Raw genomic sequence first — 18,203 nt, 5'->3', positions numbered from 1 at the left:
ATGACGCTGTCGCGGCGCGGATTCTTCGGCCGCACGGCCGCTTCGGCTGGCTCGATGCTCGTTCCGGCCACCCCGGTCGTCCCCGCCGCGCCCGCCGACTCCCACGCGGCGGGCGCGGCGCGGGCCCCTGGCGAGGTCACGGTCGTGCTCCGGCTGAACGGGAAGACAACAAGGCTGACCGTCGACCCGCGCGTGACCCTGCTCGACCTGCTCCGCGAACGGCTCCGGCTCACCGGCACCAAGAAGGGCTGCGACCGTGGCCAGTGCGGGGCCTGCACCGTCCACGTGGACGGCCGCCGCGTCCTCGCGTGCCTCACGCTCGCCGCCGCCGCACATGACCGGACGGTCACCACCATCGAGGGGATGTCCGACGGCGATCGGCTGCATCCGGTGCAGCGCGCGTTCATCGACTGCGACGGCCTCCAGTGCGGCTTCTGCACACCCGGCCAGGTCATGTCGGCCGCCGCCCTCCTGCGTGAGGGCCGTCCCCGGACCGACGAGGGCATCCGGGAGGCGATGTCGGGCAACATCTGCCGCTGCGGCGCGTACCCCAACATCGTTGACGCCATCAAGAAGGTGGCCCGCTGATGCACGCGTTCGACTTCACCGCCCCCGCCCGTACCGACGAGGCGCTTCGGCTGGCCGGGCCCGGGTCGGCTTTCCTGGCGGGCGGCACCACGCTGGTCGACCTGCTGAAGCTGGACGTGCTGACGCCGCGGCACGTCATCGACATCAACGACCTGCCGTTGCGCGGCATCCGCGGTGGCCACGACGGGCTGCGCATCGGCGCGCTGGAACGGATGACCGACGTCGCCCAGCACCGTGCCGTACCGCCGGTCGTGTCGCGGGCGCTGCTGCAGAGCGCCTCGCCCCAGCTGCGCAACATGGCCACCATCGGCGGCAACCTGCTGCAACGGACCCGCTGCGGCTACTTCCGCGACGTGACCACGCCGTGCAACCGGCGTGAGCCCGGCAGCGGGTGTCCCGCCCAGACCGGCCAGAACCGCGCGCACGCGATCCTCGGCACCAGTTCCGGCTGCGTCGCGACCCACCCAAGTGATCTCGCGGTGGCGCTGGTCGCGCTGGACGCCTCGATCCGGCTGGCGAGCCGGGCCGGACGGCGAACGGTGCGGCTCGCCGACTTCTACCGCCCGCCTGGCACCACACCGCACATCGAGAACGACCTGAAGCCCGGTGAGCTCATCGCCGAGGTCGTCATCCCGCGCTTGGGCTGGGCGCGGCGCTCCACCTACGTCAAGGTCAGGGACCGGCGGTCGTACGAGTTCGCACTCGCCTCCGCCGCCGTCGCGCTCGACCTGCGCGGAGGGCGGGTCCGGGACGCGCGGGTGGCCGTCGGCGGCGTCGCCACGGTGCCCTGGCGGCTGCCCGGCGTGGAGGCCGCGTTGCGCGGCGGCCCCGCGACCGAGCAGGCGTTCGCCGCCGCGGCCGAGGCCGCAGCAGAGGGGGCCAGGCCGCTTGCGGACAACGCGTTCAAGGTGACGCTCGTACGGCGCACTGTCGTCCGTGCCCTGATGGAGGTGAGCCGGTCATGAGAACGGAGGTGAGCCGGTCATGAGAGTGGACGGGCAGCTTAAGGCGACCGGCGCCGCGGCGTACGCCGGAGACCACCATGTGGAGCGTCTCGCCTACGGTTACCTGCTCACCAGCACCATCGGGCGCGGCACGATCACCGCCATGGACACCGGCGCGGCCGAGAGAGCACCCGGCGTCCTGGCGGTCTACACCCCGTTCAATCCGCTCAAGCTCTTCCGCTACGCCAAGGAGGAGAACGCAGAGCTCACCCCGCCGTTGCAGGACACCGGCGTCCGCTACTACGGCCAGGCGATCGGCTTGGTGGTCGCGGAGACGTTCGAACAGGCGCGGGACGCGGCCGCGCTGATCCAGACGCAGTACGCCACCGAGCCGGTGCGGGCCTCGTTCGAGGACGGGATCCCGGGCGCGACGCCGCCGCCCTCCGGTTCGCCGACCACGGACGTGCTCGCGCCCGGGGTCGGCTCCATCGACGAGGCCCTGGCCGCGAGCGAGGTACGGATAACCGCGACCTACACCGCGCCATGCAACAGCCATGCCGCCATGGAGCCGCATCCGACGACGGCGTCCTGGAACGGCGATCACCTCACCGTCCACACAGCCACCCAGGGGGCGATGCTCGCTGTCGCCCGTCTCTCAGAGACCCTCGGCATCGACGCCGCGAAGATCCACGTCATCAACCCGCACGTCGGCGGAGGCTTCGGCAACAAGTGGGGGATGTGGGCGCACACGCCGCTGACGGCGGCCGCCGCGCGTGCCCTGGGACGTCCGGTGAAGACGATCCTCACCCGCGAGCAGACGTTCACCGTGGTCGGGCACCGGCCGGAGTCCTCCCAGACCGTGTCGCTCGGGGCGACCGAGGACGGTGTGCTGACAGCGGTGAAGCACGACGGCATCTCCAGCAAGTCCGCCTCGAACAACTTCTTCGAGTCCGTGGCCAACCTGACGATGTCGCTCTACGGCTCGGCCAACCTCCACACCGGCCGCAAGGTCGTGACCCTCGACGTGCCGGTCACCACGATCATGCGCGCGCCCGGGGAGGCCAACGGCTCGTTCGCCTTGGAGAGCGCCATGGACGAACTGGCCGAGAAGCTGGGCATTGATCCGCTCGAACTGCGCCGCAGGAACGACTCGCCGGTCGTGCCCAGCAGCAAGCTGCCCTGGTCGAGCAAGCATCTGGACGAGTGTTACCGGCTCGGCGCCGAAGAGTTCGGCTGGTCGCGGCGCGACCCGCGGCCCGGGGCGGTGCTCGACGGCGACTGGCGGGTCGGCCTGGGCGTCGCGACGGCGACCTACGGCGCTTCCCGTGGCCAGGCGTCGGTCAAGGTGCGGCTGGCGGCCGACGGCACCGCCACCGTCTCGGGTACGGGAGCCGACCTGGGCACCGGCCAGTCCACGGTGTGGGCGCTCCTCGCCGCCGGGAGCCTTGGAATCCCGGTACGCCGCGTCCGGGCCGAGCTGGGCGACTCGGCGTCACCGGTCGCGGCCAACGCCGGTGGTTCGGGGTCCACCTCGACCAACGGCCCGGCCGTGCAGCTCGCCGCCGACGCCGCCAAGACCGAGATGGTCCGGGTGGCGGTGACGGACGAGCGGTCGCCGTTCCACGGGAAGGAGGCCCGATTCGAGAACGGACGGCTCGTCGCCGGCAGCCTCACCATGCCCTTCGGAGACCTGCTCAGCCGTCTCGACGTGCCCGGCGTGGAGGCCACCGCGACCTCGCCGCGCAACCAGGACCGCACCCGCGGGTTCAGGTCGTTCGGCGTGCATTTCTGCGAGGTCCGGGTCAACCGGTGGACCGGCGAACCCCGGATCTCCCGCTGGCTGACCGTGGCCGACGCGGGCCGGATCGTCAGCCCGGACACCGCCCGCAGCCAGATCATCGGTGGGGTCGTCATGGGCATCGGCCACGCACTGCTGGAGGACACCAGGATCGAGCCGGCCACCGGGCGGTTCGCCAACGCCAACCTCGCCGACTACCTGGTCCCGGTGAACGCCGACATCCCGCACATCGGCGTGCGCTTCCTCGACCACCCCGATACCGCCTTGAGTCCGCTCGGCGCCCGCGGGATCGGGGAGTTCGGCATCGTCGGGGCGGCGGGGGCGGTCGCGAACGCGGTCCGCAACGCCACCGGCAGGCGCGTCCGCGACCTCCCCATCACCCTCGACAAACTCCTCTGAACTCCTCCGGAAAACACCGAAGACAAACTGACCCGGACTCATCGGACGTAGTGGGTGCCCAGCCACAGCTCGTCGATGCCGAGCCTCTGGTAGAAGTTCGGCGCGTCGGGCTTGGCCCACGTGTCGAGCACCTCCAGCTTCACGTAGCGGGCCCCGCGGATGTCGAGATCGATGAAGCGGACGCCGCGGGCGCTCTCGAGCGTGCCGCTCTTGACCGGCTCGCCCCAGTTGACCCCGTCCTTACTCGCGTAGATCCGGTAGTCCTTGATGCGAGCGGAGTCCTCGGGACGGCCGAAGGTGTTGCGGTTGTAGGTGGGGGACCACTCGCGCTGGTTGACCGCGAGGTACTTCACCGGCAGCGGCGCCTTGAGCTTGAGCGTGATCGAGACCGGCAGCGTCCGTCCGTTGTCCCACCAGGTCAGGTAGTCGCCGTCGGTGAGGTTGGCGGCCGGGAAACCGGTGAGCGAGGCGGAGGCCGACGGGGTGACCCAGCCGTTCGGGTAACGGCCGTGGCGGCCGAACGTGTCGACGCGGAAGACGGTGTCGTAGGCGTCCCACGCGGTGACGCCCCGGATGGTGAACGAGCCGCCAGACTGGGTGAACGCCATGCGGCGGCCGGTGCGGGCGTCGGTGACCCGCAGCACCTTGTAGCCGTTGTCGCGGACGGTGACATGGTCGGTGGACGGCCGGGTCAGCACGTGGACGTAGTGCAGGTCGCGGTTCCTCTTGCTGATCGTGGTGACGCCGTGCGCGCCGTCGTTCCAGAAGCCGGGCTGAAGGCCGCCGTACATGTACCCGCCGCCCTCGGTGCCGCGGATCGTGTGCATCACCTTCGGCAGGTAGCCGGCGACGAAGTCGTTGAACGCCTCCTGCCTGCTCGGGAACCGGCCGTTGACCATGGCGGTCTCGGCCATCAGCGACTTCACCGAGGAGCCCGCGTTGGTGAAGATCCGGCCCATGGTGACCGGGTAGTCCACCTCCGCGTCGGTGCCGTCGTACCACCAGGCGCCGCGGGTGGGCAGCTTCCACTCGCCCTCCGTGAGCCGCGGCATGGGGGTCAGCACCGCCTGCGGATAGTCGTACGGCGGGGTCATGCCGACCTTCTGCTCATGGCTGACCATGTCCATGATCGGCGTGTCCTCGTTGTTGTTGCTCAACGTCCAGGACGGGCGCTCGGCACGGATGCGCTCGTAGAGGCCGTGCTCCTCCCAGTACTCGTTGTCGTTGTCGATCCAGAAGCCCGCCAGGTCCGGGTAGGCCCCCATCACCTCGATGAAGTTGTCGTAGCTGAACTCCCCGAAGCCCGGCCGGGTGTGCAGGTCGACCGGCTTGCCCTTGTAGGCCGAGTACGCCGCCGAGTCCATCCAGCTCTGCCCTTCGGGCAGGCCCTCCCAGTACCACTTGGGGTCGTCGGTCATGTAGAGGATGGTCTTGAGGCCCTTGGCCTTGGCGGCCGCGATGAGCTCACCGAGGAAGTCGCGCTTGGTGCTGCACGTGCCGGGTACCTTCGACGGCCAGGCACGGGCGTACCCGAGACGGCTGTGGAACGAGGCCAGCACCAGATACTGCACGTTGAGCTTGCGGGCCTCGTTCACCCAGTAGTCGGCGGTCCACCCTCCGTCGGTGACGGCCTTCTCCCACGCGGCGCAGTCGGTGTAGCCGGGCGCGGTGCGCATCCCCCAGTGCAGGAACAGGCCGCCGAGGGAGGCGCGCAGCCAGTGCTGGCGCGGGTGGTAGAGCTCGGCGTGCGCGGTCGGAGGGGAGACCACGCCGAGCGCGGTCACGGCGAGGACGAGCGTGGAGACGAACGCGGCGAGCCGGCGGCGCCAATGTCCTGATGGCATGGGACTCTCACTCCCGACGCGAAATACATCCTATGTATTCATCGACCGTGACGCTAAACGCGAGGAGATGGCCCGTCAATACGCAGCATTCATCCGATGAGTCGATCAACCGGAAAGTCGCGGCATCAGGGCAGTGGGAGACGAATGGCAGGACCACCTGGTGGCTGCCGTCACGTCTGGCAGGTGCACACGGCGAGAGCCCCGACGTCTTGGCCGTTACAGTGGATCTCGATTCCAGGCGATCACCGCCGGCGGCACGATGAGCCGTCTCGCGCGCGAAAGGCTGAGCCATGGAACGTCCCATGCCCGAGGTCGAAGGTGTCAGCCACCGCCGGGTCGGCGCCCGCGGCATGACGTTCCATGTCGCTGAGGCGGGCGCGGGAGGCGATGTGGTCGTCCTGCTTCACGGTTTCCCGCAGCACTGGTACGAGTGGCGCCACCTCATCCCGGTGCTCGCCGCCGATCACCGGGTCATCGCCATCGATCTGCGCGGTCATGGCTGGTCGGACGCCCCGGAACGCGGCTACGCCAAGGAGGAGATGGCCGGCGACGTGCTCGCGGTCATGGACGAGCTCGGCCTGGGACGGGTCAAGCTGATCGGGCACGACTGGGGCGGCTGGATCGGTTTCATGCTGTGCCTGTCGGCGCCTGAGCGGTTCGAGCGCTTCCTGGCACTGAACGTCGTGCATCCCTGGCCGCGGTTTCTCATCGCCCTGCCGCATCTGTGGCGCTTCTGGTACCAGCAGGTCATCATGGCCCCCGGCCTTGGTTATCTGGGCCTGCGCACCGGCCGCTTCACCCGCCTGCTCTTGCGCTTGGGCGTTCACGACCACACTGTCTGGGACCGCGCGACACTTGACTCTTTCACTGGGTCCTTCGCAGAACCCGCCCGCGCCCGCGCGGGTGTGAGGCTGTACCGGACGTTCACCCTTCACGAGTTCGTCCCGGTCGTGCGCGGCCGTTACAAGCGGCGACGGCTCACCGTGCCCACACGCTTGGTGTTCGGCACTCGCGACGCCTACCTCAGCCACAAGGTGCTCGGTGGCTACGAGCCGTACGCGGACGACCTCGACATCGTGCTGGTCCCCGAGTGCGGCCACTTCATCGCCGACGAACGCCCCGATCTCGTGGCCGGACAAGCCAAGACCTTCTTCACCTGACAAGATCGTCCAACCTACCGGTTGTGGCGGCTGTCAAGATCATTTCGGTTCGCGGGGCGGTGGTCTGCGGTCTGGCCGTGAGTCGCCGACCTGGACTTCTTGATCATTTTGCTATTAAGTCGATCTTGACTCTTGTGCCGAAACCCGGCCGGTTTCCATGATCGTCACCACACTGACGGACCCATGACGGGCGGCGGTGATCCGAGGCCGCCGTCCGTCCCCTTTTCGCCCGCAGGGAGCTGCTGATGGCCTACTTGACCGCCGCCGTCGTCCTCGTCGGTGTCCTCTGCGTCCTCAACCTGACGCTTACACTCGCCGTCATCCGCCGACTGCGCGAGCAGGGAGAAGGGCGCAGCCTCAGCCCGAGCCTCCCGGTCGCGCTCAAACCGGGATCACGCCCCGCCGCGTTCACCGCCACGACCACCGCCGGCGAGCAGGTCTCCGCCGCGAGCCTCACCGGTCTGGTCGGTTTCTTCTCCGCGGGCTGTGAGCCCTGCCACGCGTTGCTGCCGCACTTCGCCGAACGCGCCGAGAAGATGGGGCGCGACAACGTCCTCGCGGTCATCGGAGGGGACGGCGACGAAGAACTGGTCGCCGCGCTGACACCGGTCGCCAGGGTGGTCGTCGAGGACCACGACGGACCGGTGGCAGGGGCGTTCCGGAACTCCTGGTCCCCGGCCGTCTTCCTAATCGGCCCCGACCACACCGTCGTGGCGGCGGGTGGCCGCATGGAGGATCTGCCTCTCGGCTCGGCGGCATGAGACGGACCACACCGGCCACTGAATCGACGGCCTGACTCATGCCGCGTCCAGGCTGGGTGGCATCCCGAACCGGGGGAGTAGAGCAGGCTCGCTGAACAGGACGATGCCGGTGATGCCATCGGACGCCACGGCGAGAACGGCGACGCCGAGGGCGTGATAGCCGCCGTCCTCCCCGCGCTTGTACACGGCTGCGGCAGGCTGCCCGTTCGCCGCCGTGGGGAGCATCCGCCAGGTGCCAGGGGCCTCCATGACGTGCCCGATGTAGCGCAGGCAGGTCTCCACGCCGGAAAACCAGGTCGTGGAGCCGACCATCTCCAACGCCGCGTCCTTGCGAAGCGCGCGCTCCAGGGCGTCCAGGTCGGAGTTCTCAAAGGCGGCCATGTACCTCTCAAGCAAAGCGCGGGCCGTCGGCTCGGTCGGCTCCTTGGCGTCGTCCAGCACGGTGGACACCTGCTCCATACCGGAGCGGGCACGCTGGAGGAGGCTCTTGCCCGCCACCACGGTGATGCCCAGCATCCCGGCCACCTCGGCGGCCGAGAAGTCCAGCACCTCCCGGAGGATGTAGACCGCTCGCTGCCGCGGTGTCAGGTGCTGCAGGCTGGCGATGAGCGTGAGCCGGAGCCGTTCCCTCGCGGTGACGATGGCGGCCGGGTCGCCTGGGCCGGAGGTGACCATCGCGTCCGGGATCGGCTGCAGCCACACGATCTCGCCATCGGCCGCCTTCGGCGGGAGGTCGGGTTCCTCGCTGGGCGGGCCGAGCCCGGAGGGCAGCGGTCGCCGGCTGCGCCGCTCCCGCGCGTTCAGGCACGCATTGGTGGCGATCTTGTAGAGCCAGACGCGCAGCGAGGAGCGTCCCTCGAACGAGGCATAGCCCCGCCAGGCCCGCAGGAAGGTCTCCTGGACGAGGTCCTCGGCCTCGTCCAGGGTCCCCATCATGCGATAACAGTGCGCCAGAAGCTCACGGCGGAACGGCTCCACCAGACCGGCGAACTCCTCGTCTCTGCCCATGCGCGCCCCTGCCCCAGTCGTTGCGGTTCTCACGTGTAGAGACCCCTGGGAAGGGCGAAAAGCATCGCTCCGCCGCACACGAGTCTCCTGGACCGCCGCCTCTCCGGGATCATCGCCGCCTCAGGCGTCCTGGAAGTCCTCCCGCAGCCTGGGCAGGATCTCCCGCCCGTACAGCTCGAAGAACTGGGCCTGGTCGGGCCCCGGCGAGTGAAAGACCAAGTGGTCGAAGCCGAGATCCACGTACGACCTGATCCGTTCGACGTGCTCGTCCGGGTCCGTGGAGACGATGAACCGCCGGGCGGCGTCCTCCAGCGGCAGCCGGTCGGCGAGCCGCTGCATCTCGACCGGGTCCTCGATCCCCGCCTTCTGCTCGGCGTCGAGCCCGAGCGCTCCCCAGAACCGGGTGGCCTGCAGCGCCCTGGCCCGATTGGGGTCGAAGGACACCTTCACCTCGATCATCTTCTCCAGGTCCCGCGTCGACCGGCCCGCGTTCTCCGCGCCGGCGGCGACCGCGGGCAGCAGGGTGCCGGTGTAGAGCGCCGGGTCCTTGCCGGACGTGGTGATCCAGCCGTCCCCGGTGCGCCCGGCGTAGCGGGTCGCCGCCGGCCCGGACGCGGCGATCCAGATCGGTACCTCCTTCTCCGGCCGGTCGTAGATCGTCGCGTTCACCGTCCGGTAGTGCTCACCCTCGAAGGTCACGCGCTCGTCCCGCCACAGAGCGCGGATCAGCTCCACGGCCTCGCGCAGGCGGGCGAACCGTTCCTTCCCGTTCGGCCAGACGATGCCCAGGGGCGCCTCGTTCATCGCCTCCCCGCTTCCGAGGCCCAGAACGACGCGTCCAGGGAACAGGCTGCCGAGCGTGGCGAAGGCCTGGGCGATGACAGCCGGGTGATAACGGAACGTCGGCGTGAGCACGGACGTCCCGATGACGATCCGCTCGGTGCGCGCGCCCAGAGCGCCCAGCATCGGAAGCACCGCCGGTGCGTGCCCGCCGTCGTGCCGCCAAGGCTGGAGATGATCCGACAAGAAGACGGAGTCGAATCCGTGCCGTTCCGCCATCACGCCGTACCCGACGAGTTCCTCGGGGCCGAACTGCTCGCTGGAGGCCTTGTAGCCCAGCTTCAACGTGCGCACGCCGGTCACCGGCGGAACTCGTGGCCGCCGCCGGCCGCCGGGTAGAGGAACTCGGAGGCGAACCGGCGCACCGTGTTGGGATCGAGGCCGTCGTGGAAGCTGACCAGCAGCTCCTGGACCCCCGCGTCCTCGTACGCCGCCAGCCGCTTGCGGATGGTGTCGACGGTGCCGATCAGGCCGTACGACCCCACGTCCCCGGGGAACACCTGCGGCGCCCACGGCGGCACCTCGGCTCGGGCCTCCTCGTCGGAGTCACCGATGATGCAGTACGCCGTGGACGTACGGGTGATCTCCTCGTGGGGCCGGCCGACGGCCTCGCAGTGACTGCGCAGGATGGCGTCCTTGCGCTTGAACTCCTCCGGTGAGGTCTGGATGTTGCAGGCGTCACCGAACTCCGCCACCGTCTTCAGCGTGACCTTCTCCCCGCTGCCGGCGATCATCATCGGAACGTGCGGGGCCTGCACGCCCTTCGGCTCGTTGATGGCGCCCCGGACCTGGTAGTACTTGCCCTCGAACGTCGTCTCCGGCTGGGTCCACATCGACCGGATGATCTGCGCCGCCTCACGCAGCCGGCCCAGCCGCTCAGGCACGCCGGGGAATTCATAGCCGTACGCGACGTACTCGGCCTCGTACCACCCGGCGCCGATGCCGAACGTGAACCGCCCCTGCGACAGCACGTCGAGGGTGGAGGCCATCTTCGCCTGGAGGGCGGGATTCCGGTAGCTGACCCCGGTGACCATCTGGCCGATCCGAATCCGGCGGGTCTCGCGCGCCAGGGCGGCCAGCGTCGTCCAGACCTCGAAGATCGGAGACGGCGCCGGCGGCAGGGTCACGAAATGGTCGGGCGCCCACACGGCCTCGTATCCGCTTTCGTCCGCCACCCGGGCCAGCTCGACGATCGTCTCGAACGCCTCGACCGGGTCGGCGACTCCAGCGAACTCGTGCCCCAGGCCCGTGGGCAGGTAGAGACTCATCTTCATTGATTCGGGTCCTTTTCCTCTGGTCCGCAAACGGGAGGGAGGAGATCCCTCCCGTTGAAGAGACCGGTGAAGCCGGAAAAGGAACCGCGAAGAACAGAGAGATACGAAGAGCGAGTGCTCCTCGCGCAGAGTGTGGCTGAAGCGCCTTTTGTAGGGTCCCCACAACGCAGGAGCCGAACTCTGCGAGACGCGGGACATTGGTATACCCGGCGGTAACCGAGCAAGGTGTAGATCAAGGTGCTGGGCGGCGCTCCAGGGACGGACGTCGCCTTATGCGCGTGGGTAGTCGGGAGGCTCAACCGGTGTTCAGTCGTGTCGCCATCGTCAACCGTGGAGAGGCCGCGATGCGGCTCATCCACGCCGTCCGGGATCTTTCGGCGGAGACCGGGACGCGGATCGAGACGGTCGCTCTCTACACTGACGCCGACCGCAACGCGACCTTCGTCCGTGAGGCGGACGTCGCCTATTCGCTGGGCCCCGCCTCGGCCCGCCCCTACCTTGACCACGCCGTGCTCGAGCGGGCGCTGACGGAGACCGGGGCCGACGCCGCATGGGTCGGCTGGGGCTTCGTCGCCGAGGACCCGGCGTTCGCCGAGCTGTGCGAGAAGATCGGCATCACCTTCGTGGGGCCGAGCGCGGACGCGATGCGCAAGCTCGGTGACAAGATCGGCGCGAAGCTGATCGCCGAGGAGGTCGGCGTCCCGGTCGCGCCGTGGAGCCGGGGTGAGGTCGCCACTCTCGAGGACGCGCTGCGCGCCGGCGACGAGATCGGCTACCCGCTGATGCTCAAGGCGACCGCGGGCGGCGGCGGGCGCGGCATCCGCATGGTCGCCTCGAAGGAGGACCTGACCGACGCCTACGAGCGCACGAGCCAGGAGGCGCTGCGCGCGTTCGGCTCCGGCGTGGTCTTCCTGGAGCGCCTGGTCACCGGCGCCCGGCACGTCGAGGTCCAGGTCATCGCCGACGGGCAGGGCACCGCGTGGGCGCTGGGCGTCCGGGACTGCTCGGTGCAGCGGCGCAACCAGAAGATCATCGAGGAGTCCGCCTCGCCGGTCCTGGGGGAGGACCAGACCGCCGAGCTGAAGGCCTCGGCCGAGCGGCTCGCCGTGGCCGTCGGCTATCGCGGCGCCTGCACCGTTGAGTTTCTCTACCATCCCGGCCAGAAGCTCTTCGCGTTCCTCGAAGTCAACACTCGGCTGCAGGTCGAGCACCCCATCACCGAGATCACCACCGGCACCGACCTGGTCCGGCTGCAACTGCATGTGGCGAACGGCGGGAAACTCGAAGGGCCCCAGCCGCAAGAGGCCGGGCACGCCATCGAGGCCAGGCTCAACGCCGAGGATCCCGACCGCGACTTCGCGCCGGCCCCGGGCCGCATCACACGACTGGTGCTGCCCGCCGGACCTGGCATCCGCGTCGACACCGGCGTCAGCGAGGGCGACACCATCCCGGCCGACTTCGACTCGATGATCGCGAAGGTCATCGCCTATGGCCGTGACCGCGAGCAGGCCCTGGGCCGGCTGCGCCGCGCGATGGCCCAGACCACGGTCATCATCGAGGGCGGCGCCACCAACAAGAGCTTCGTGCTCGACCTGCTCGACCAGCCCGAGGTGATCGACGCGAGCGCCGACACCGGCTGGATCGACCGCGTGCGCGCCGAGGGCCGCCTGGTCGCGCACCGGCACTCCGCGATCGCCCTGGCCGCGGCCGCGATCGAGGCGTACCAGGACGAGGAGGCGGTCAGCCGGCAGCGGCTGCTGTCCACCGCGCACGGCGGGCGCCCGCAGGTCCAGCACGACCCGGGCCGTCCGCTGGACCTCAAGCTCCGCGGCGTCGGCTACCGCGTGAGCGTGGCCCGGGTGGGGCCCAGCCGGTTCCGCGTCGGCGTCTCCGGCGGCGGTGACATGCACCCGGCGGACGTCGAGGTGGAACGGTTCGACGCCCACAGCGGCCAGATCGTGGTCAACGGACGCAGGTTCCGGCTGGTATCGGCCACGCACGGGCCGATCCACATGGTCGAGGTCGACGGCGTCACGCACCGGATCAGCCGCGACGAGGGCGGTGTCGTCCGTTCACCCGCGCCCGCGCTGGTGGTCGCGACGCCGTTGTCGGCCGGTGACGAGGTCGAGTCGGGCGCTCCGATCCTGGTGCTGGAGAGCATGAAGATGGAGACGGTGCTGCGCGCGCCGTTCCGCGCCCGCGTCCGCGAGTGCCCGGTGTCGGTGGGCAGCCAGGTCGAGACCGGTGCCCCTCTGATGCGGCTTGAGCCTCTCGCCGACGAGGACGCCGGCGAGGCCGAGTCGGCCGCCGAGACCGTCGAGGTCGACCTGCCCGCGGAGCCGGTGGCCGTGTCCGCGGCCGAACGTGTCGAACGCGGCCTGCAGGACCTGCGCAGCCTGCTGCTCGGCTTCGACGGCGACCCGCAGGATGAGAAGCGGGTGTTGCTGGACTACCTGATCGCCCGCGCCGAGCTGGGCGGGGGCCCGATCGAGGGCGAGCTGGACCTGCTCACCGTGTTCGCCGACCTGTCCGAGCTGAGCCACAACAAGCCGGGCGGCGAGCTCGACGTCGAGCCGGCCAGCCCGGTGCACAGCCCGCGCGAGTTCTTCCACAGCTACCTGCAGAGCCTTGACGTCGAACGCGCCGGAGTCACCGAAGGCTTCCAGGCCAAACTCACCGAGGTCCTCGGCCATTACGGCGTCGCCGACCTCGACCGCACGCCGGAGCTGGAGAACGCGGTCTTCCGGATCTTCCTGGCCCAGCAGCACATGAGCACCGGCGTCGCGGTCGTGTCGGAGTTGCTGCGCCAGTGGCTGGCCGGCCCGCCGCCGCTCGAGTCGCTCGGCGAGCGCGCCGGGCTCACCCTTGAGCACCTGGTCGAGGCCACGCAGGTGCGGTTCCCCGCGGTGTCCGACCTCGCCCGCGGTGTGGTGTTCCGCTGGTTCACCCAGCCGCTGATGCGCCGCAACCGCGCCAAGGTCTATTCCGCGGTGCGCGACGAGCTGCGCCACCTGGACCGCAACCCCGGAGCCCCGGATCGCGCCGAGCGGATCCAGGCCATGGTGGCCAGCTCTGAGCCGCTGGTCCGGCTCATCGGCCAGCGGATCGGCCGACTTGGACGCGACCACGCGCCGCTGCTGGAAGTGCTGACCCGCCGCTATTACGGCAACCGCTGGCTGTCCGAGGTCACCGCGCGGGAGATCTCGGGCTGTCAGTTCGTCACCGCAGAGCACACCGGATCGAGCGGCGTGGCACGCGTCGTCACCACCGCCGTCGACATCGCCGCCCTGCCTGCCGCCATCGGCGCCATCGGCACGTTCGCCGCCGACGTCCCCGAGCGCGGGCTGGTCGCCGACCTTTACGTCGCCTGGGAGGACCAGCCGGACGCCGACGCGATCGCGGTGCGGCTCGGAGAGCTCCTCGCCGAGCATCCGCAGCCCGCGGGCATCCGCCGGATCACCACCACCGTCACCGCCGCCAGCGGCGCCGTGATGCACCACCACTTCACCTTCCGGCCCGACGGCGACGGCCCCGGCTTCGTCGAGGACAGGCTGATCCGCGGCCTGCACCCGCAGATCGCCCTGCGCCTGCAGTTGCAGCGGCTGCGCGAGTTCGACCTCACGCGGCTGCCGTCCGCGGACGAGGAGATCTACCTGTTCAAGGCCGTTGCGAAGAGCAACCCCGCCGACGAGCGGCTCGTCGCGCTGGGCCAGGTCCGCGACCTGACGCCGCTGCGTGACGCCGACGGCAGGTTGCTCGCGCTGCCCGTGGCGGAGGACGTGTTCACCGCGTGCCTGGACGCCATCCGCACCATCCAGGCGCAGCGGCCGCAGAACAAGCGGTTCGACACCAACCGGATCCTGTTGTACGTCTGGCCGCCGACCGACCTCACCGTCGACGAGCTCAAGGCGCTGGTCCAGCGGCTGCTGCCGACCATCGCCGGCGCCGGGCTGGAGGAGGTCCAGTTCGTGGCCCGCCGGCGCACCCCCGCCGGGGCGCTGACCGAGATCGCCGTGCGGATCACCCAGGCGCCCGGCCACGGCCCGCGCCTGCACGTCGCCGGCCCGTCGACCGAGCCGGTGCGGCCGCTCGACGACTACCGCCAGAAGGTGCTGCGCGCGGCCCGGCGCGGGAACGTCTACCCGTACGAGCTGACCGGCCTGCTCGCCGGGCCCGACGGCGGCTTCGTCGAGCACGACCTCGACGACCGCGGCGTGCTCGTGCCGGTCGACCGGCCGAAGGGGAAGAACTCCGCGGCGATCGTGGCGGGTGTCGTCACGACGCCGACCGAGCGGCATCCCGAAGGCGTCACCCGCGTGGTGCTGCTCGGCGACCCGACCAAGGCGCTGGGCGCGTTGTCCGAGCCGGAGTGCGCACGGGTGATCGCCGCGCTCGACCTCGCCGAACGGATGCGCGTCCCCCTCGAATGGTTCGCCCTGTCGGCGGGCGCCCGGATCTCGATGAACTCCGGCACCGAGAACATGGACTGGGTCGCGGCCGCGCTCAAGCGGATCGTCACGTTCACCCAGGACGGCGGCGAGATCAACATCGTGGTCGCGGGGATCAACGTCGGCGCCCAGCCGTACTGGAACGCCGAGGCGACGATGCTCATGCACACCAAGGGCATCCTGGTGATGACGCCGGACTCGGCGATGGTGCTCACCGGCAAGCAGTCGCTCGACTTCTCCGGCGGTGTGTCGGCCGAGGACAACTACGGCATCGGCGGCTACGACCGCGTCATGGGGCCGAACGGCCAGGCACAGTACTGGGCGCAGAACCTGCCGGCCGCCCGCGACGTGCTGATGGCGCACTACGACCACACCTACGTCGTGCCCGGCGAGACCGCGCCGCGGAAGGCGAGCACCGCCGACCCGGTCGACCGCGACGTCTCCGGCTTCCCGCACGCGATCGTCGGCAGCGACTTCACCACCGTCGGCCAGATCTTCTCCGCGGAGCACAACCCGGACCGCAAGAAGCCGTTCGACATCCGCACGGTGATGCGCGCCCTGTCCGACCAGGACCACCCGGTGCTGGAGCGCTGGGCGGGGATGGCCGACGCGGAGACGTCCGCGGTGCAGGACGTGCACATCGGCGGCTGGCCGGTCTGCCTGATCGGCATCGAGTCACGCTCGGTGCCCCGGCGCGGATTCCCGCCCACCGACGGCCCGGACACCTACACCGCGGGCACGCTGTTCCCGCAGTCATCGAAGAAGACCGCGCGGGCGATCAACGCGGCGTCCGGCAACCGGCCACTGGTCGTGCTGGCGAACCTGTCGGGGTTCGACGGCTCACCGGAGTCGATGCGCAAGCTCCAGCTTGAGTACGGCGCGGAGATCGGCCGGGCGATCGTCAACTTCGACGGCCCGATCGTGTTCTGCGTGATCTCCCGCTACCACGGCGGCGCGTTCGTGGTGTTCTCCAAGGCGCTGAACCCGAACATGACCGTGCTGGCGCTGGAGGGCTCGTTCGCCTCGGTGCTCGGCGGTGCCCCGGCCGCGGCCGTGGTGTTCTCCGGTGAGGTGAACAACCGCACCAGGACCGACCCGCGGGTCACCGAGCTGCAGGCCAAGATCTCCGGCACGAGCGGCGCCGAACGAGCCACCCTGAACGCCCAGCTGGCCGAGGTCCAGTCGTCGGTCCGGGCGGAGAAGCTCGGCGAGGTCGCCACCGAGTTCGACCGCGTGCACAGCATCCAGCGTGCGGTCGAGGTCGGCTCGGTGGACGCGATCATCAGCGCCGCCGAGTTGCGTCCCCGGATCATCCAGGCCATCGAGCACGGCTTGAAGCGCTGAGGCGCCCGGTGCGGGGCGGCTGCGTGCTCAGTCGGACTTGCCTGTCAGCCGCCGCACCAGGTCCTGCGTGTACTGCTTGCTGAACGTGGTGGACGGCCCGGTGATCACGAGCTCGCCGCCGGTGATCGGCCCGTTGTTGACCGCCGGCGCGGACTGGATCCGGCCGTCCACCATCATCGCGATCTGGCCCGCCGTGGAGCCCTTCTGCTGGAAGTCCTGATAGGCCTGCCGGCTGAGATCGGCGAACTTGGGGGCGTCCGTCGCCGTGAGCGTGATCTTCACGGTCCACGAGGTGGCTCCCTGCTGCGGTTCGGGCGGTGCGGCACGCATGTCCTTCACCCGGATGACGTCCATCATCGTCGGGGCCAGCTGATAGCAGGTGCCCTGGGTGTCGACCTGCGTTCCAGGCTGGCACGGGGGAGGGGAGGATTTGGCGACGAGCTGAAGGCGCAGCGGCTTCTGCAGTTGTACGGCACCGGTGCCGCCTCCCTCGTCATCGTCGCCGAGCACGATGATCGTGACGATGACGACCATGGCGACAAGGACGGCGAACGCCACTGCGGCCAGGCCGATGATCAGTCCGGCCCTGCGCTGCGGAGCCGGCGGCCCGAAGCCCGGCGGTGTCCCGGTGTACGGCTGCCCCATTGAACCTCCCGAACGTTGCCGACCTTCGTCAGTCTCCAGGCGGCCCTGCATTTAGGCGAATTGTTTGTCGATTCTGGACGGGCTCGTTCGCCGTAGGTGATGAGGGCGCCCTCAGCGGCGCCCGACAATACCTGCGAGCGAAGGAGACAACATGCGGAATCTGATGGTGACCATGTTCGTGTCACTGGACGGCGTCCTGCAGGCGCCGGGCGGACCCGAGGACCAGTGGGGCAACCCGTTCGAGCACAGCGGCTGGGGCGTCCCGTACTTCGACGAGGCGCTCATCCAGCTGATGCACGACCTGACGAGCAGGGCGGACGCGCTCCTGCTCGGGCGCAGGACCTACGAGATCTTCTCCTCCACCTGGCCGCTGGCCGAGGCCGACGATCCGATCGGCGCGAAGATGAACGGCATGCGCAAGTACGTCGCGTCGCGGACCCTGGACAGCGTTTCGTGGCAGAACTCGACGCTGCTCACCGGCGACGTCCCCGAAGCGGTCGGCAGGCTCAAGCAGAGCGAGGGCGGCGAGATCCAGGTCCACGGCAGCGGTGATCTGATCCAGACGCTCATGGCGCACGATCTCGTCGACGAATTCCACCTGGTGGTGTTCCCGGTGCTGGTCGGCTCCGGGAAGCGGCTCTTCGCGGAGGGCACCGCCCCGGCCGCCCTCAAACTGGTCGGCACCACGACGACGAGCACCGGTGTCATCGTCTGCAGATATGAGCGGGCGGGCAAGCTCCAATACGGTGAGATGGGGCCGGAGACCGGGAACTGGTAGGCCGGGAAACGATCAGACAGGCGAAGCCATGCCGCAGTACGCGATTTTGATCTACGAGAAGGAAACACCCGGGGGTGTGGCCGACATCCCGCCCGACGTCATGGAGGCCAACCTGCGCGTCGGAGACCAGATCGCCGCCATGGGCGCGCGGGTCGTCCACGAGCAGGCGCTGCAGCCCAGCGCGACCACGCGGACGATCCACAAGGACGGCCTGGTCACCGACGGCCCGTTCATCGAGAGCAAGGAGGTGATCGCCGGGTTCTTCGTGGTGGAGACCACGGGCCTGGAACAGGCGGTCGCCATCGGCAAACTGCTACCGATCATGGACGGCGCGGTCGAGGTACGCCCGCTGCTGGCGGAGTGACCTCTGCC

13 protein-coding genes are annotated in these 18,203 nt (G+C 69.8%); 8 read left to right on the top strand and 5 right to left on the bottom strand.

Going from position 1 to position 18,203, the window contains the following annotated elements:
• The 3 genes from ACH34W_RS42395 to ACH34W_RS42385 are packed head-to-tail and all read left to right on the top strand — an operon-like array spanning position 1 to position 3,729.
• Positions 1–588 carry a (2Fe-2S)-binding protein gene (locus ACH34W_RS42395; RefSeq protein WP_395966871.1) on the top strand — a complete coding sequence of 196 codons (588 nt, stop codon included), beginning with the start codon at positions 1–3 and terminating at the stop codon, positions 586–588.
• Positions 588–1,553 (top strand): FAD binding domain-containing protein, encoded by a 966-nt coding sequence (locus ACH34W_RS42390; RefSeq protein WP_395966870.1) that lies wholly within the window; start codon positions 588–590, stop codon positions 1,551–1,553. The genes ACH34W_RS42395 and ACH34W_RS42390 overlap by 1 nt, the downstream gene beginning before the upstream one ends.
• A gap of 25 nt (positions 1,554–1,578) precedes the next feature.
• On the top strand, positions 1,579–3,729 hold the full coding sequence (locus ACH34W_RS42385; RefSeq protein ID WP_395966869.1) for a xanthine dehydrogenase family protein molybdopterin-binding subunit: 2,151 nt from the start codon (positions 1,579–1,581) through the stop codon (positions 3,727–3,729).
• A 38-nt stretch (positions 3,730–3,767) separates the two neighbouring features.
• Here the strand turns inward: ACH34W_RS42385 and ACH34W_RS42380 are convergent, their stop codons facing one another.
• Positions 3,768–5,573 (bottom strand): discoidin domain-containing protein, encoded by a 1,806-nt coding sequence (locus ACH34W_RS42380; protein ID WP_395966868.1) that lies wholly within the window; start codon positions 5,571–5,573, stop codon positions 3,768–3,770.
• 302 nt (positions 5,574–5,875) lie between these two features.
• Between ACH34W_RS42380 and ACH34W_RS42375 the strand changes: the two genes are divergently transcribed.
• Positions 5,876–6,733 (top strand): alpha/beta fold hydrolase, encoded by an 858-nt coding sequence (locus ACH34W_RS42375; RefSeq protein WP_395966867.1) that lies wholly within the window; start codon positions 5,876–5,878, stop codon positions 6,731–6,733.
• Positions 6,734–6,978: 245 nt separating this feature from the next.
• Positions 6,979–7,494, top strand: coding sequence for a TlpA disulfide reductase family protein (locus ACH34W_RS42370; RefSeq protein WP_395966866.1), 516 nt, complete (start codon positions 6,979–6,981; stop codon positions 7,492–7,494).
• 36 nt (positions 7,495–7,530) lie between these two features.
• On the opposite strand, the gene ACH34W_RS42365 is transcribed toward ACH34W_RS42370, so the two are convergent.
• The 3 genes from ACH34W_RS42365 to ACH34W_RS42355 form a co-directional block, all read right to left on the bottom strand.
• Positions 7,531–8,535, bottom strand: coding sequence for a sigma-70 family RNA polymerase sigma factor (locus tag ACH34W_RS42365; protein ID WP_395966865.1), 1,005 nt, complete (start codon positions 8,533–8,535; stop codon positions 7,531–7,533).
• Positions 8,536–8,622: 87 nt separating this feature from the next.
• Positions 8,623–9,636: a glucose-6-phosphate dehydrogenase (coenzyme-F420) gene (gene fgd, locus ACH34W_RS42360; RefSeq protein ID WP_395966864.1), complete on the bottom strand. Its 1,014-nt coding sequence runs from the start codon at positions 9,634–9,636 to the stop codon at positions 8,623–8,625.
• A 5-nt stretch (positions 9,637–9,641) separates the two neighbouring features.
• On the bottom strand, positions 9,642–10,616 hold the full coding sequence (locus ACH34W_RS42355) for an LLM class F420-dependent oxidoreductase (RefSeq protein ID WP_395966863.1): 975 nt from the start codon (positions 10,614–10,616) through the stop codon (positions 9,642–9,644).
• 302 nt (positions 10,617–10,918) lie between these two features.
• Between ACH34W_RS42355 and ACH34W_RS42350 the strand changes: the two genes are divergently transcribed.
• Positions 10,919–16,408 (top strand): biotin carboxylase N-terminal domain-containing protein, encoded by a 5,490-nt coding sequence (locus ACH34W_RS42350; RefSeq protein ID WP_395966862.1) that lies wholly within the window; start codon positions 10,919–10,921, stop codon positions 16,406–16,408.
• A 27-nt stretch (positions 16,409–16,435) separates the two neighbouring features.
• Here ACH34W_RS42350 and ACH34W_RS42345 read toward each other — a convergent pair whose 3' ends face one another.
• Positions 16,436–17,053 carry a SecDF P1 head subdomain-containing protein gene (locus ACH34W_RS42345; RefSeq protein ID WP_395966861.1) on the bottom strand — a complete coding sequence of 206 codons (618 nt, stop codon included), beginning with the start codon at positions 17,051–17,053 and terminating at the stop codon, positions 16,436–16,438.
• 151 nt (positions 17,054–17,204) lie between these two features.
• Here ACH34W_RS42345 and ACH34W_RS42340 point away from each other — a divergent pair, with 151 nt between their 5' ends.
• Complete coding sequence (locus ACH34W_RS42340) at positions 17,205–17,831, top strand: dihydrofolate reductase family protein (protein ID WP_395966860.1); 627 nt, start codon at positions 17,205–17,207, stop codon at positions 17,829–17,831.
• Positions 17,832–17,859: 28 nt separating this feature from the next.
• Positions 17,860–18,195, top strand: a complete 336-nt coding sequence (locus tag ACH34W_RS42335) for a YciI family protein (RefSeq protein WP_395966859.1) — start codon at positions 17,860–17,862, stop codon at positions 18,193–18,195.
• The last annotated feature ends 8 nt before the right edge of the window (positions 18,196–18,203 follow it).

The sequence above is a fragment of the Actinomadura sp. 6N118 genome, assembly GCF_044326415.1.
Taxonomy (GTDB): Bacteria; Actinomycetota; Actinomycetes; order Streptosporangiales; family Streptosporangiaceae; genus Spirillospora.
This window is presented reverse-complemented; position numbering and strand designations above follow the sequence as displayed.

Excerpts from the sequence above, each read along its gene's own strand:
- ACH34W_RS42370 (WP_395966866.1), top strand. The coding sequence starts at position 6,979 with ATGGCCTACTTGACCGCCGCCGTCGTCCTCGTCGGTGTCCTCTGCGTC.
- ACH34W_RS42380 (WP_395966868.1), bottom strand. The coding sequence starts at position 5,573 with ATGCCATCAGGACATTGGCGCCGCCGGCTCGCCGCGTTCGTCTCCACG.
- ACH34W_RS42355 (WP_395966863.1), bottom strand. The coding sequence starts at position 10,616 with ATGAAGATGAGTCTCTACCTGCCCACGGGCCTGGGGCACGAGTTCGCT.
- ACH34W_RS42390 (WP_395966870.1), top strand. The coding sequence starts at position 588 with ATGCACGCGTTCGACTTCACCGCCCCCGCCCGTACCGACGAGGCGCTT.
- ACH34W_RS42335 (WP_395966859.1), top strand. The coding sequence starts at position 17,860 with ATGCCGCAGTACGCGATTTTGATCTACGAGAAGGAAACACCCGGGGGT.
- ACH34W_RS42345 (WP_395966861.1), bottom strand. The coding sequence starts at position 17,053 with ATGGGGCAGCCGTACACCGGGACACCGCCGGGCTTCGGGCCGCCGGCT.
- ACH34W_RS42395 (WP_395966871.1), top strand. The coding sequence starts at position 1 with ATGACGCTGTCGCGGCGCGGATTCTTCGGCCGCACGGCCGCTTCGGCT.
- ACH34W_RS42375 (WP_395966867.1), top strand. The coding sequence starts at position 5,876 with ATGCCCGAGGTCGAAGGTGTCAGCCACCGCCGGGTCGGCGCCCGCGGC.
- ACH34W_RS42340 (WP_395966860.1), top strand. The coding sequence starts at position 17,205 with ATGCGGAATCTGATGGTGACCATGTTCGTGTCACTGGACGGCGTCCTG.